The sequence below is a fragment of the Pseudomonas sp. PA-1-3F genome (assembly GCF_021609665.1).
GTDB lineage: Bacteria > Pseudomonadota > Gammaproteobacteria > Pseudomonadales > Pseudomonadaceae > Aquipseudomonas > Aquipseudomonas paracarnis.
Window position 1 is genome coordinate 249,258 of record NZ_WJZD01000001.1, and the last position, 12,256, is coordinate 261,513.

The 12,256-nt window shown below is 59.7% G+C and carries 12 protein-coding genes and 1 tRNA gene; 4 read left to right on the plus strand and 9 right to left on the minus strand.

Annotated elements, in window-relative coordinates; all coding sequences use genetic code 11:
* Positions 1 to 7: 7 nt before the first annotated feature.
* The 9 genes from sctS to GIV26_RS01270 are packed head-to-tail and all read right to left on the minus strand — an operon-like array spanning position 8 to position 8,258.
* Complete coding sequence (gene sctS, locus GIV26_RS01230; RefSeq protein WP_034128097.1) at positions 8 to 271, minus strand: type III secretion system export apparatus subunit SctS; 264 nt, start codon at positions 269 to 271, stop codon at positions 8 to 10.
* 7 nt (positions 272 to 278) lie between these two features.
* Positions 279 to 935: a type III secretion system export apparatus subunit SctR gene (sctR, locus tag GIV26_RS01235; protein ID WP_034128098.1), complete on the minus strand. Its 657-nt coding sequence runs from the start codon at positions 933 to 935 to the stop codon at positions 279 to 281.
* On the minus strand, positions 932 to 1,945 hold the full coding sequence (locus tag GIV26_RS01240; protein ID WP_236279336.1) for a FliM/FliN family flagellar motor switch protein: 1,014 nt from the start codon (positions 1,943 to 1,945) through the stop codon (positions 932 to 934). Before GIV26_RS01240 ends, sctR begins: the two co-directional genes overlap by 4 nt.
* A gap of 2 nt (positions 1,946 to 1,947) precedes the next feature.
* Complete coding sequence (locus GIV26_RS01245; RefSeq protein ID WP_054921804.1) at positions 1,948 to 2,403, minus strand: type III secretion system HrpP C-terminal domain-containing protein; 456 nt, start codon at positions 2,401 to 2,403, stop codon at positions 1,948 to 1,950.
* Positions 2,400 to 2,828: a type III secretion system stalk subunit SctO gene (sctO, locus tag GIV26_RS01250; protein WP_054921802.1), complete on the minus strand. Its 429-nt coding sequence runs from the start codon at positions 2,826 to 2,828 to the stop codon at positions 2,400 to 2,402. The genes GIV26_RS01245 and sctO overlap by 4 nt, the downstream gene beginning before the upstream one ends.
* Positions 2,815 to 4,173, minus strand: a complete 1,359-nt coding sequence (locus GIV26_RS01255; RefSeq protein ID WP_034128102.1) for a FliI/YscN family ATPase — start codon at positions 4,171 to 4,173, stop codon at positions 2,815 to 2,817. The genes sctO and GIV26_RS01255 overlap by 14 nt, the downstream gene beginning before the upstream one ends.
* Complete coding sequence (locus GIV26_RS01260) at positions 4,170 to 5,075, minus strand: FHA domain-containing protein (RefSeq protein ID WP_181125408.1); 906 nt, start codon at positions 5,073 to 5,075, stop codon at positions 4,170 to 4,172. Before GIV26_RS01260 ends, GIV26_RS01255 begins: the two co-directional genes overlap by 4 nt.
* Before the next feature lie 37 nt (positions 5,076 to 5,112).
* A complete protein-coding gene (gene sctV, locus GIV26_RS01265; protein WP_072446975.1) occupies positions 5,113 to 7,206 on the minus strand; it encodes a type III secretion system export apparatus subunit SctV in 2,094 nt (697 codons plus the stop codon).
* A complete protein-coding gene (locus tag GIV26_RS01270; protein ID WP_054921795.1) occupies positions 7,203 to 8,258 on the minus strand; it encodes a TyeA family type III secretion system gatekeeper subunit in 1,056 nt (351 codons plus the stop codon). Before GIV26_RS01270 ends, sctV begins: the two co-directional genes overlap by 4 nt.
* Before the next feature lie 263 nt (positions 8,259 to 8,521).
* Between GIV26_RS01270 and GIV26_RS01275 the strand changes: the two genes are divergently transcribed.
* The 4 genes from GIV26_RS01275 (at position 8,522) to ggt (ending at position 12,161) form a co-directional block, all read left to right on the plus strand.
* The gene (locus tag GIV26_RS01275; RefSeq protein ID WP_034128106.1) at positions 8,522 to 9,073 is read left to right on the plus strand and encodes an RNA polymerase sigma factor; all 552 of its coding nucleotides are present in this window, start codon (positions 8,522 to 8,524) and stop codon (positions 9,071 to 9,073) included.
* A gap of 235 nt (positions 9,074 to 9,308) precedes the next feature.
* Positions 9,309 to 9,385: transfer RNA gene (locus GIV26_RS01280), tRNA-Met, on the plus strand.
* Positions 9,386 to 9,513: 128 nt separating this feature from the next.
* Positions 9,514 to 10,293, plus strand: coding sequence for a PhzF family phenazine biosynthesis protein (locus GIV26_RS01285; RefSeq protein ID WP_054921791.1), 780 nt, complete (start codon positions 9,514 to 9,516; stop codon positions 10,291 to 10,293).
* 38 nt (positions 10,294 to 10,331) lie between these two features.
* On the plus strand, positions 10,332 to 12,161 hold the full coding sequence (gene ggt / locus GIV26_RS01290; RefSeq protein ID WP_236279337.1) for a gamma-glutamyltransferase: 1,830 nt from the start codon (positions 10,332 to 10,334) through the stop codon (positions 12,159 to 12,161).
* Positions 12,162 to 12,256 lie beyond the last annotated feature (95 nt).

Genomic DNA, 12,256 nt, shown 5'->3' on the forward strand with positions numbered 1-12,256 from the left:
GCAGACCTCAGTGCAGGGCCGATCGACCGATCATGTCAAAGGTCAAGTTCATCAACTGGATCAACTCCACACCGATCCAGCGACCGGTCATGATCAGGGTGATCCCCACTGCCACCAGCTTGATACCGAAGGGCAACGTCTGGTCCTGTACCTGCATCAGCGCCTGCACCAGGGAGGTCATGACCCCCACCACCACCGCCACGATCAGCGGCGGCGCCGTCAGCATGACTACCAGCAACATGCCCTGCTTGAACAGTACGATGGGTTCCATAGGTCACTCAGAGATAGGAAAAGAACAGGCTGTCGAGCAACCGCGACCACCCGGAGACCATCACGAACAAGAGCAATTTGAGCGGCAGGGAAATGGTCATGGGCGAGACCATTTGCATACCCAAAGCCAAGAGGAGATTGGAAACAATCAGGTCAATCACGATGAAAGGGATATAGATCAGAAAGCCGATTTCGAACCCCGCCTGCAACTGTGACAGCACAAAGGCCGGCGCCAGCAGGATCAGGTCCTCACGTTGGACCTCCTGCGCCATCTGCGCCGGCCACATGCGCATGGCATTTTCCAACAGGTGGGTAAGAATATCCGGGTCACTGTTGCGCAGCATGAAGGTGCGCAATGGTTTGATCGCCTCCATTCCCGTCTGTTGGAGTGCGCCTACGCTGGTCAGGTCCAGGGGCGACACCTTGACGATCTCGGCCATCTCATAACCTACAGGCGCCATGATGAACAGGGTTGCCGCCAGGGCAATACCATTGATGGCCATGCCCGGAGGCACCTGCTGCACACCGATGGCATTGCGGGTGATCATCAGCACAATCACGATCTTCAGGAACGCCGTGCAGACGACCAACAGCATGGGCATCAACGACAGTGCCCCAAGAAATATTGCCAGGACGACCGGATCTATTCCCTGGAAACTATTCATCGAGAAAAGATCACGCGAGACATCTGCAGCCCCAGCCGCCCGTCCACTTCAACCAACTGGCCCAGGCCGAGGGGGCGGTCGCCGTAATAGAGACCGGCAGTGCCGGGGGCATAGCCGGCAACCCCCAACACCGCGCCGGGCGCAAGGTTGCGTAATTCGCCGAGGGTCAGGTTCAGCGTACCGCACCGTACATTGAGCGCCATGCTCAGCTCGTCGAATGGTTCATGCCCGAACACATCCATCACCGCTGTTTCATCCTCATGCTCTGAGTAGGGCTGTGTTGCAAAATCCTCATCCACAAACATATCCTCGATAGAAGTAAGGGTCAGGCGCATCGGCCCGGACTCAGCGTCGATCCAGCCCACCAGGCGCTGTTTGCCAACCTGCACGTGGCCGGCTCCCGACGCACTGAAAAAGGCTCGCTCAAGCACCAGCACGTCACCAGCCCGCAAGCCGCGCAGTTGGTGCATGGGCAACCGCAGGTGCCCAAGCGTTACGTCAACCGCCAGCCGAAACTGCGCCGGCATCGGCTCAGCCCTGGATCGCCACGGCCCCGCCTTGCATAGCGCCAGAAAGCTCTCGACAGACAGCCACAGATAGCCCGCCACGCGAGAGGCCCCAAGCGTCACGCAGAGTCGACAACCAAAGTTCATGGGGCGAGCGCCTGGCAGCAAACGCAGGTACCCAAACAACGCCTGCACCTCAGGGCTCAGATGATGCTGGAACAACTCCCAGAACCAGGCGTCCGGATCATTCCCGGCCGGCTCGAGCGTCACGGGGCATTCACCCATCAAGCTGAACTGTGGTCCTGGCTCACTGAAGGCCAAGACGCCACAGGCGGTTTCGAAGCAGAGCGGCTGGATGCCCACAGGAGCAGTACCAGGCTCCATTCTCAACTCGCCACTCGACCCAGCGACCTCGAACGGCATACACAACCCTTGCCCCAAGCGCTGCCGGGCAACCGCAATATCGGTTTTGAATCTGGGAAGTATCAAAGGTGGCAGCATCATGCCTACGTCGATTTTGCCAGATACAAACTGACAGGCTGGCGCAGGCTCTGCGCCAACCGTTGCTCACATTGTTGGCGTACACCACTGAGCCAGTGCACCGTATTGTCTTGCTCTGCATGCAGCTCGACATTCCAGCCCCCCTGCTCCCGGCGGATACTGGCGTTGATCCGCCCCAGGCGGCCCAGGTGAAAAACAGCCATCAACGGCCATTGCGAACCAACGAGCATTCGCGGCGCCAACTGCTCGGTCAGTGCCCCGATCATGGCGACATCGCCCGAGGCTTTGATTCCGTTCAGAGACGCTCCATACCCCCCGCTGTCCTGGCCACCATCGTCAAACAACCGGGCGAACAATCGCCCTTGTTCCCAAGGCACCAGGGCACCGAATTCAGGTGCACGATCATCGCGAGACTCGCGCGGACGCTGACGTTCAGGCGGACTAACTGAAACCTGTTTCATATCGGCTCCTGCCTCAGTAACTCAGATAACTCTTGTATTTTTTCTACCTGGCGCAAGCACAAGGTGACGTGTTTCTGCGCCTGGCCGACCCGTGCAGCCCGCTCTTGCTGCTGCTCTTGGAGTTGCAACAATTGGCCTTCTTCACGCCGGGTACCCGCCGATAATTGCCGCTCCTTGGCACTCCAGTTTTTCAGCGCCTTGAACGTCACCACCTGCCCCTGGTGCTGACTCAACAGCTGCGCGCATTGCCGGGCCTCTTCCAGGCGGGTTTGCTCGAGGATTTCCTGCGCCTCCCGGATATGCGCGACCAGCGCTTGCTGCGCCCTTTTTGCCTCACGCAGCGCACGCTCGGCGCGGTCTGCACGGTGTCGGCGCAAACGTCGCAGGGTATCGATTTCAGCCGGTAACACTTCAGAATGGGACATGGGCGGTCAGCTCAGCCAATTGGTCCATGGTGGCGGCAAGCGGCGAAGGTTCGCGCAAGTCCTGGCGCAGAAAGCCATCTACCGCCTGCCGACTGTCAACAGCCAGGTCGGTGAGTGCATCGTTGCCGGGCTGATACTCCCCCAACTTGAGCATCAGCTCGATCTGCTGGTAAGCCGACAGCAAGCGTCGTAGCGCCGTGCCGGCACGGATATGCACGGGCTCGGCAACATTGCTTAGAATCCGCGAAAGGCTGGCCAGGACATCGACCGCCGGGTAATGGCCGCGCTCGGCCAGCTTGCGCGACAGGACGATATGACCGTCGAGCAGAGAGCGCACCTCATCCGCTACCGGATCGTTCATGGAGTCCTGTTCGATCAACACTGTATAGATGGCCGTGATCACGCCTTCACGGGTCAAGCCGGCACGCTCCACCAGACGTGGCAGCAAACTGTAGACCGACGGCGGCAGACCACCGCGCCCCAAGGGTTCACCGGCAGCCAGGCCGATTTCACGTTGGGCCCTGGCAAAACGGGTCAGAGAGTCGATCAGCAACAGCACCCGCTGGCCCTTGCGCCGGAAACCTTCGGCCAGCGCAGTTGCCGTGAACGCGGCACGCGCGCGCTCCATGCTTGAGCGGTCGGAGGTTGCACACACCAACACGGCCTTGGCACGCAACTGCTCATCCAGTTCATGATCGAGAAACTCGCGCAGTTCCCGGCCCCGCTCCCCGATGAGACCGAATACGATCACATCGCACTCCACGTTACGGGCGATTTCGGCCAACAAGGTGGTCTTGCCACAACCGGCTCCGGCAAACAGCCCGACACGCTGGCCCTCCCCCAGGGTCATCAGGCCATCAATCGAGCGCACCCCCGTAGCCAGTGCGCGGTTGATCCGCGGCCGTTCGGTAGGAAGAGGCGCCTCGCATAACACTGTGGTCGCCCCAGGGGTGTCCGCTTCCACGAACGCGCTCACACCATCGCCCGCAATCGGGCGGCCAAAACCATCCAGCACCTGCCCCAACAACTCATCACCGACCCGGACCTGATGCGGAACCCCCAACCGCTCGACGCTGGCGCCTACACGCACGCCTTCAAGGTTGCCCAGGGCACTGAGCACCGCATCGCGCTGATCGAACCCGATGATCTCGGCGAGCATGTAGTCGCCCGGCCCTTTTTCGACTTTGCATAGGTCACCAATACGTGCCTGCGGCAACCGGCACTGCAGCAGCATGCCGTTCACGCGCTGGATACGACCGAGCATTGTCACCGGCGCGAAACTGCTCAACGCCTGTGACTGGTTCAGTTGCCAGGCCTCCAGACGCTCCTGCAGCGACCCCTTCACCAGCCCACCTCATAGCGTTGCTCGCCGTCAAAAACCACTTTGCTGTTATCGATCAAAACCAGGCGCAGGCCATCCACTTCATCACCCACGAATAAGCGGCTTCCTTCCTCCAGCACCACGTGGCCATTCGGGCCACCCACTATCTGCGAGATCTTGAACGGTAGCCTGCCTTCGCGTACCCGTACGCGACTGAGCACCGGCACCACAGTGTCGAATTGCTCGGCAAAACGGTCGAGCATGCGCGCAATCAGTTCCACTTCATCCTGGGAAACAACACCATTGAGGGCAATCTGACCATTGACGATCTGCAAGCTGACGCGCTGGAGCAATTCACGTTCGTTGAGCATCTTCATGAGTTGCTGACGCACCTCAACGGGTGAGTCCAACCCGGGTTTCTGAATGACCGCCGGCATCAGCGATGCCTGGGCCTCACGCTCACCGCTGAAGATAATGCCGACCGCAGCGATGATCACGGCGCATAGCAGAACCAGGCTGACCAAGCGTTTTTGCTGCAACAAGGGAATGGAAGACAGCGTCAGCGGCAATGGCGCCTGGGGCAAGGGCTCCGTTGCCGGCCGGGGCGGCTTGAGCACCGATGCCTGCCGCCAAGGATGATCGGCAGGGCAGACACACAAGCTGACGGGGCCAATCATAAACGGCGTGTTGAGTGCCAGATCGCCGATCTGCGCCAACATTTGCCCATCGCCGTTTTTCAGCAGCCCCGCTTCAGCCTGCACCGACCAGCGCCCTTCGAGCAATAGCAGGCGCGCGTGGTGCTCGGCGATACCGGGATCATCCAGCAAGAGATCAGCGTCCGCGTTGGCGCCAAGGCTCCACTGCTCACCAAACAGAGGCAGCGCGGCCCCTTGATGCAAACCATCCAACACTCGGAGTTCGAACATCAGTACGTCCCCCCGTACTCTGCAAGTAGCGCTGTGTTCATGCCAATGTCCCGTGCATCAACTCATCCTGGCCAAGGTCAAAACGCCCCAGCACCTTGACCTTGGAAGTGCTCCCCAGCTCGGCGAAAGACAACACCGGCACATGGTTGAACTCCTCAAGCAACAAGGTGCGCAAGGGGCTGCGCAAATCCTGCGCCACCAACAACACACTTTTTATTTTTGCCCGTGCGCTGAAGGCCTGGTTGAGCAGGTTGACCAGCGCAGCGCTATTATCGCCGTCGAGGGCAAAGAACACCCCGGTCTGGGTCTGGCGCAGCGCCTCGCGCAGGATGTTTTCGGTATGCGGTGACAACAGCCAGGCATGCAGCCCATCGGCCTCGCTGTACTGGTGGTAGATCTGCGACTTGAGGGCAATGCGCGCATAGTCAGCCAGTGCTTCCGGCTCGCGTTCGTGCTGGCCGTATTCGATCAGCGATTCGACAATCAACCTCACGGCGCGCAGCGGAACCCCTTCGCTGGCCAGGCGTTGCAGCACCGCCGAAAAGCGCGAGATCGGCATGATGCGTTGCAGTTCCTGCACCAGCTCGGGTTGGTTGTTCTCAAGCCAACTGAGGATCGACTTGCTCTCTTGAATCCCCAGGAACTGCGGCCCGCTGAGCATCATCGCCTTCTTCATGCGGTCGACGATCAGGCTCGTCGCCGTGAAGCGCTCCAACTGCGTGTCATTGAGCAGTGGGTCGTCGGGTGGCAGCCAGAGCCAATCCTGTTCATTGCGCTCGGCCAATCCCGGTACGCCATGCTCAGGCTCAACCGTCAGGGCGCTGCGCTCCACGGCAACGTGCTGGACCACCGACGCCTTGACCATGGGTACCTCATGGACGCAGAAGCGCATTTCATCATCGTCCAGCGAGTCATCGATCTCGACTTCAAACGGCGGCAACGTCAGGCCAATATTGGCAACCAGGGAGTTTCGAACCTGACGGATTCCGTGAATAAGATCGGTCACCTCAGGCGTACCGCGCAAAGCCGAGGGAAATTGCAGCAGATAGGGCCGGGACGGATCAAACCCGCGCAGATCCTCTTTGCCATTTTCTTCAGGCCGCACGGCTTCGACGGCTTCGGCTTCTGGCTGCGCTTCACGTCGGCGCCGACGGTCGAGGTAATAACCCAAGGCGCCGGTCATCATCGCCAGCAGAATAAACACCAGGGTCGGCATACCAGGCACGATCGCAAACACCAGCATGGCCACCGAGGCGATCATCCAGCTCTTGGGCTCACTGGTCATCTGGCGTGCGATCTCGGCGCCCATGTTCGTGATGCCCTTGCGCCCTTCCGGCGCCACGCGGGTAATGATCATGCCGGCGGTGAGAGAGATCAACAGCGCCGGTATCTGCGCAATCAGACCATCGCCAATCGTCAGCACCGAATACAGCGCCATTGAATCGGCGGCGCTCAAGCCGTGCTGGAACATACCTGTGGAGAAGCCGCCCAACAGGTTGACCACAACGATGATCAACCCCGCGATGGCATCCCCCTTGACGAATTTCATGGCACCATCCATGGCCCCGAACAGCTGACTCTCGCGGGACAACTGCTCACGCTTGTCCCGCGCTTGCACGCCGTCAATCAAGCCGGCACGCAAGTCACTGTCGATGGACATCTGCTTGCCCGGCATTGCGTCCAGGCTGAAGCGCGCCGCCACTTCGGCAACCCGCTCAGAGCCCTTGGTGATCACCAGAAAGTTGACCAGAGTCAGGATCAGAAAGATCACCATCCCAACAGCCAGGTTGCCGCCCACTACGAAATTACCGAAGGCCTCAACGATATCGCCGGCGTCCTGTTCGAGCAGGATCAAGCGCGTCGTTGCGATCGACAACGCCAGGCGGAACATGGTGGTCAGCAACAAAATCGACGGGAAGGAAGAGAACGCCAAAGGCCCGGGCAAGTAAAGCGCCAGCATGATCAGCAGGCAGGCAATACAGATATTCAGCGCAATCAGAATGTCCACCAGCCAGGTAGGCAGCGGCACGATGAAAATGAACACAATGGCCATGATCACCACCGCGCCCAAGACCTCGGCACGCTGCGCCACCTTGAGCAGTACACCGTTGAGGGTGGACAGCACGCTCACGCCAGGATAGTCGAATTAGGAAAACCAGGGCGTATGCGTTCGAGGCGAGCAAGCTCGTCCATCACCAGCAGAAAATTGTGCAGCGCCTCTTGGCGTGATTTGCTATCCGGCCACAAGGCCTCGGGCAACTTTTGAAACAGCTTATAAAGCGCATTGAGAGACACGAGTTTTGATGTGCTGGCCCCCATATCTTCAGCCAGGCGCATGACTTCATTTGTCACGATGCCGGTGTCTGCATAACCCAGCATGCGTCGCAGCAGGCTTACCGCATGCATTTCGATTGCAAGGTTCTGAATCAGCTCACGACAGCTGCATAACACCCCGCTCAATGCGCCACATTTGCCCAGTCCTGTCAGCAAGGTGCGCAACATTGCCGTAGGGACGGAGGACACATGGGCGGCAATGTCGGCCGTCAGGGCGCTGGACATCATTTTCAACCCATGTGCAAAACGGTCGTCACTGTAGATGCCGAGCAGCGCGTGCATCATGGTCGCCAGGGATTGCCGTGTCACCACACTGGCGTAATAGAGCGCGCGCAGCGCCTGGAGCTCTTCTGGATCGCCACTCTTCTTATGCAAGGCCATGGCAATATTCAGGCCCGCCTGGATCTCCCCTTTGAAGCGGATCTCCAGCTTGGCAATTGCATCCCGCGCCAGGTCGGCTTCGGAGTTGCGCACGTCGGCCTCGGCCTGCCCGCACACCGCCTTGAGTACCACGAAGGTGCGCGCCGGATCACCGCCAGTGAGCTCCAGCAATGTATCGATGCTGGGTTGCGTGAGTAATTTCTGCCTGATTCGACGTACTACCGCGGCAAAGCTTTCCTGGGCCGGATGCCCCAACTGCTCATAGAGCTGCGCGAGCACCTGGACAGGAGGCACACGCACGTCAATTACACGCTTATCCAACGTACGACTGCTGGATTCCACCTCCTGACTGAAGTGCAGAGAAAGATCATCGACACCTTGGCCTGGCTCAGGTTTGGCGGCCGGGCTAGCGGTGGGGAGTTCCACCCGCGGGGTCATTGGCACTTCGTTGGTAGATTCGACTTTCATGGGCAGGCCAGTACAGGAAGAGAGTGTCCATATGTGGTCAGGCCCGCCCAGATGGTTCCACTGAAACTCACTCATCCAACAAGATGAAAAAACCCGCACAGGTCCCTGGTGCCTTTTGCAAATTACTGCACAAAACCACCACGACCATAACGTATTTATTTATATAAATCATATGGTTACACAATGATTCTCCTTTGGCACAGGCAGTGCAAAAGAGGTAACCGCCGAAACTATTTCGACTGCGTCTACCTTAAGGAAAAATCATGAATATCCCTATTGAAGCCCTCGTTCACCTTGGTGGCAGTTCGCCTCAATTCATGCTCCATCTGACAGACGATCAACAGAAAAAACTTCGCCGTTTCATTCACAAACGGGTCCTGAACCCGGAAGACGCGGATGATCTTTTGCAATTGACTTACCTGGAGGCCTGGCGCAATCGCGAACGTTTCAGTGGTACCGCGACACTCAGTACCTGGATGTGCGGCATCGCGCAGAACCTGATCCGCAATCACTTCCGGCGCCTGTATGCCAAGCCAGCACATTGCGAATTCGACGAGTCGCTGTGGCATGGCCATGAAGAAAACCACAGCCTGGACTGGGAGTTCGAAGTCAACCGGCGCTTGGAAAATACCCTGAGTGCGATTGACCACTTGCCGACCGAGATGCGCAGAACACTGTACGCCTCGCTGGAAACCGACGGCAGTTACCAGGACACCGCCGACGTACTGGACATTCCTATCGGCACCGTGCGCTCGCGCCTGTCACGGGCCCGCGAACAGCTCAAGCGCGTCACCCACACCCCACTGCATCGGTAAGTTGAGTTAGCCAGTCATGTGTTGGGCGACAGGGATATCTGCCCAACACTGTCGGACATGGCCTGCGAGTAAACCTTCGAAGACGCCAAGCGCTTCCACTCCCCTCATCCACAACGCATTCGTCACCGCCCGTCGCCAAAACTAGGGCTTTGGCTTAAACAGTTGAAAGCGTAGAAAAAAATTCAACAAAAACGCTTGACGCATTGCCGTTCCAAGCGAATAATGCGCGCCACTTGGCTACATAGCTCAGTTGGTTAGAGCATAGCATTCATAATGCTGGGGTCCGGGGTTCAAGTCCCTGTGTAGCCACCAAGTACTAAAAACGGCTTACCGAAAGGTAGGCCGTTTTTTTATGCGCGCAAAAAACTCCCTAACTGTATTTTGACGCCCCCCTACCCCACTGTTAGTGTCCAGCCTCCCCTGAACACGGAGTGCCCCCGATGCAACTGGACATCTACCAAGTCGACGCTTTCAGCCACCATCCCTTCGGCGGCAACCCGGCAGCAGTGTGCCCGCTCACCGAGTGGCTGCCCGACGAGCAACTGCAGCAGATCGCGGCCGAGAATAATCTTTCGGAAACCGCGTTCTTTGTACCCCGTGGCGAGTTCTATGAGTTGCGCTGGCTCACGCCGGAAGTTGAGGTGGACCTGTGCGGCCATGCCACGTTGGCAGCCGCGTGGGTATTGATCCACAAATTGGCGGACGCCCCGCAGGTTCTTCGCTTTGCCACCCGTAGCGGCGAGTTGCGGGTAACGCGCAACGGCGATGAGCTGGCGATGGATTTTCCGGCAAAGAAACCCGAACGCTGCGAGCCGCCCCACGGCATGTTGAGTGCCCTGGGGCTTGAAACCGCCGAGGTGTTTGGCACCGACGACTATATTGTGCTGGTGGAAGATGAAGCGCAGGTAGCGACCCTCGCACCGGACTTTGCGCGACTCAAAGGCCTGCCTAAACGCGGTATTGCGGTGACCGCCAAGAGCACGCGGTTTGATTTTGTCTCGCGCTGGTTCGGCCCGAATGTGGGCGTCAATGAAGACCCGGTTACCGGCTCGGCGCACACCTCGCTGGCACCGTTCTGGGCCGAGCGCCTGGGCAAGTCGCAATTGAGCGCCGAACAAGGCGGCCAGCGTAAGGGCCAGTTGCGCTGTGAACTCCAGGGTGACCGGGTGATTATTTCCGGCAAGGCCGTGCTGTACATGCAAGGCACAATTTACCTGTAAAAAACGCAGTAGCCCAAGGACCACAGCACCTTCTCAACATGAACGGAGTTCAGCGCGTGTTTTTGATTTCCTGCCGCAGCCTGACAGTCATCGCCGCAACCCTGGCCCTCGCAGCCTGCCATACGCCCGTCAACGAACAGCCTCCGGCGCCAGAGCTGGGTTCGGGCTATCGCACCGACCTGAGCACCCGCCACGCCGAGCGCCATATGGCCGCCGCCGCCAACCCATTGGCCGCTGAAGCCGGGCGTGAAATGCTGCGTCAAGGCGGCTCAGCCATTGATGCGGCGATTGCCATGCAAGCGGTATTGACTCTGGTGGAACCGCAGTCGTCCGGCATCGGCGGCGGTGCATTCATCATGCTGTGGGATGGACAACAGGTGCAGGCTTATGACGGCCGTGAAACAGCACCGGCCGGGGCGACAGAGCGTCTGTTCCTGAAGGCCGACGGTACGCCGATGGCGTTCACGGATGCGCAGATTGGCGGGCGCTCGGTGGGTACGCCGGGCGTACTGCGCGCCCTGGAGATGGCGCACAAAAAGAGCGGCCACCTGCAATGGGCCAAGCTGTTCGAGCCGGCGATTCGCCTGTCGGAGCAAGGCTTTGCCATTTCCCCACGCTTGCATAGCTTGATCGCCGCTGACCGCTTTATCGCGCAATCACCCGACATGGCGGCGTACTTCCTGAATGCCGACGGCTCGCCAAAAGCCACGGGTACACGATTGAAAAACCCGGCACTGGCCGCGGTGTTCAAGCGCATCGCCAAGGAAGGGCCGGATGCGCTATACCAAGGCCCGATTGCCGATGAAATCGCACGCAAGGTACAGGGCCATCGCAATGCCGGCAGCCTGTCCCAGGCCGACCTCAAGGGCTACGCCGCCAAGCAGCGCGCACCGCTGTGCACCGACTACAAACAATGGAAGGTCTGCGGCATGCCACCGCCGTCCTCGGGCGGGATTGCCGTGGCGCAGATCCTGGGGACATTGCAGGCGCTGGAAACCCGCGACCCACGCCTGGCCATCGCCCCCATGACACAGGTCAAGAGTGTTTCGCCGGCCGGGCTTGAGCCGACACCCGAGGCCGTGCACCTGCTCGCCGAAGCCGGGCGCCTGGCCTTTGCCGACCGCGCGCTGTACGTGGCCGATGCAGACTTCACCCCCGTCCCGGTCGCCGGCCTCGTCGCGCCAGGTTACCTGGCACAACGCGCCACGCTGATCGGCGAGCGCAGCATGGGCATCGCCAAGCCCGGCCAACCCGCCGGTATTCAGGTGGCGTACGCACCAGACCGCTCGCCGCTGCGCATCTCCACCTCACAGGTAGTGGCGGTGGACGACCAGGGCGGCGCCGTGTCGATGACCACCACGGTTGAAGCGGCATTCGGCTCTCACGTGATGGTCCAGGGCTTTTTGCTCAACAACCAGATGACCGACTTCTCGTTCATCCCCGCAGAAAACGGCCAGCCTGTGGCCAACCGCGTACAACCGGGTAAACGCCCACGCTCGGCCATGGCGCCGACCCTGGTGTTCGACCGCAAGACAGGCGAACTGCTGGCTACCGTCGGCTCCCCCGGCGGCTCGCAGATCATCGAGTACGTGAGTAAATCCCTGGTGGCCATGCTCGACTGGAAGCTCGACCCGCAGGCGGCCATCAGCCTGCCTAACTTCGGCAGTCGCAATGGTGCTACCGAGTTGGAAGCTGGGCTGTTCAGCCCGGCGCTGAAACAGGTGCTCAAGGACAAGGGCCACGCCCTGAGCGAGATCGAGATGACCAGCGGCGTGCAGGCCATCGTGCGCACACGGGATGCCCACGGCAAGGTGACGCTCAGTGGCGGTGCTGACCCTCGGCGTGAAGGTGAGGCGTTGGGTGACTAAGACGTTGATCTATCCGTACAGGCTTATAAAAAAGACCTGCACCCTTACGCCTTAAATCCTACGCGGAGCGCCAGAACTCAAAGTGCCATGTCATC

Bases quoted from the DNA above. Each gene is read 5' to 3' on its own strand.
- sctS (WP_034128097.1), bottom strand. From the start codon at position 271: ATGGAACCCATCGTACTGTTCAAGCAGGGCATGTTGCTGGTAGTCATG.
- sctR (WP_034128098.1), bottom strand. From the start codon at position 935: ATGAATAGTTTCCAGGGAATAGATCCGGTCGTCCTGGCAATATTTCTT.
- GIV26_RS01240 (WP_236279336.1), bottom strand. From the start codon at position 1,945: ATGATGCTGCCACCTTTGATACTTCCCAGATTCAAAACCGATATTGCG.
- GIV26_RS01245 (WP_054921804.1), bottom strand. From the start codon at position 2,403: ATGAAACAGGTTTCAGTTAGTCCGCCTGAACGTCAGCGTCCGCGCGAG.
- sctO (WP_054921802.1), bottom strand. From the start codon at position 2,828: ATGTCCCATTCTGAAGTGTTACCGGCTGAAATCGATACCCTGCGACGT.
- GIV26_RS01260 (WP_181125408.1), bottom strand. From the start codon at position 5,075: ATGTTCGAACTCCGAGTGTTGGATGGTTTGCATCAAGGGGCCGCGCTG.
- GIV26_RS01270 (WP_054921795.1), bottom strand. From the start codon at position 8,258: ATGAAAGTCGAATCTACCAACGAAGTGCCAATGACCCCGCGGGTGGAA.
- GIV26_RS01275 (WP_034128106.1), top strand. From the start codon at position 8,522: ATGAATATCCCTATTGAAGCCCTCGTTCACCTTGGTGGCAGTTCGCCT.
- GIV26_RS01285 (WP_054921791.1), top strand. From the start codon at position 9,514: ATGCAACTGGACATCTACCAAGTCGACGCTTTCAGCCACCATCCCTTC.
- ggt (WP_236279337.1), top strand. From the start codon at position 10,332: ATGAACGGAGTTCAGCGCGTGTTTTTGATTTCCTGCCGCAGCCTGACA.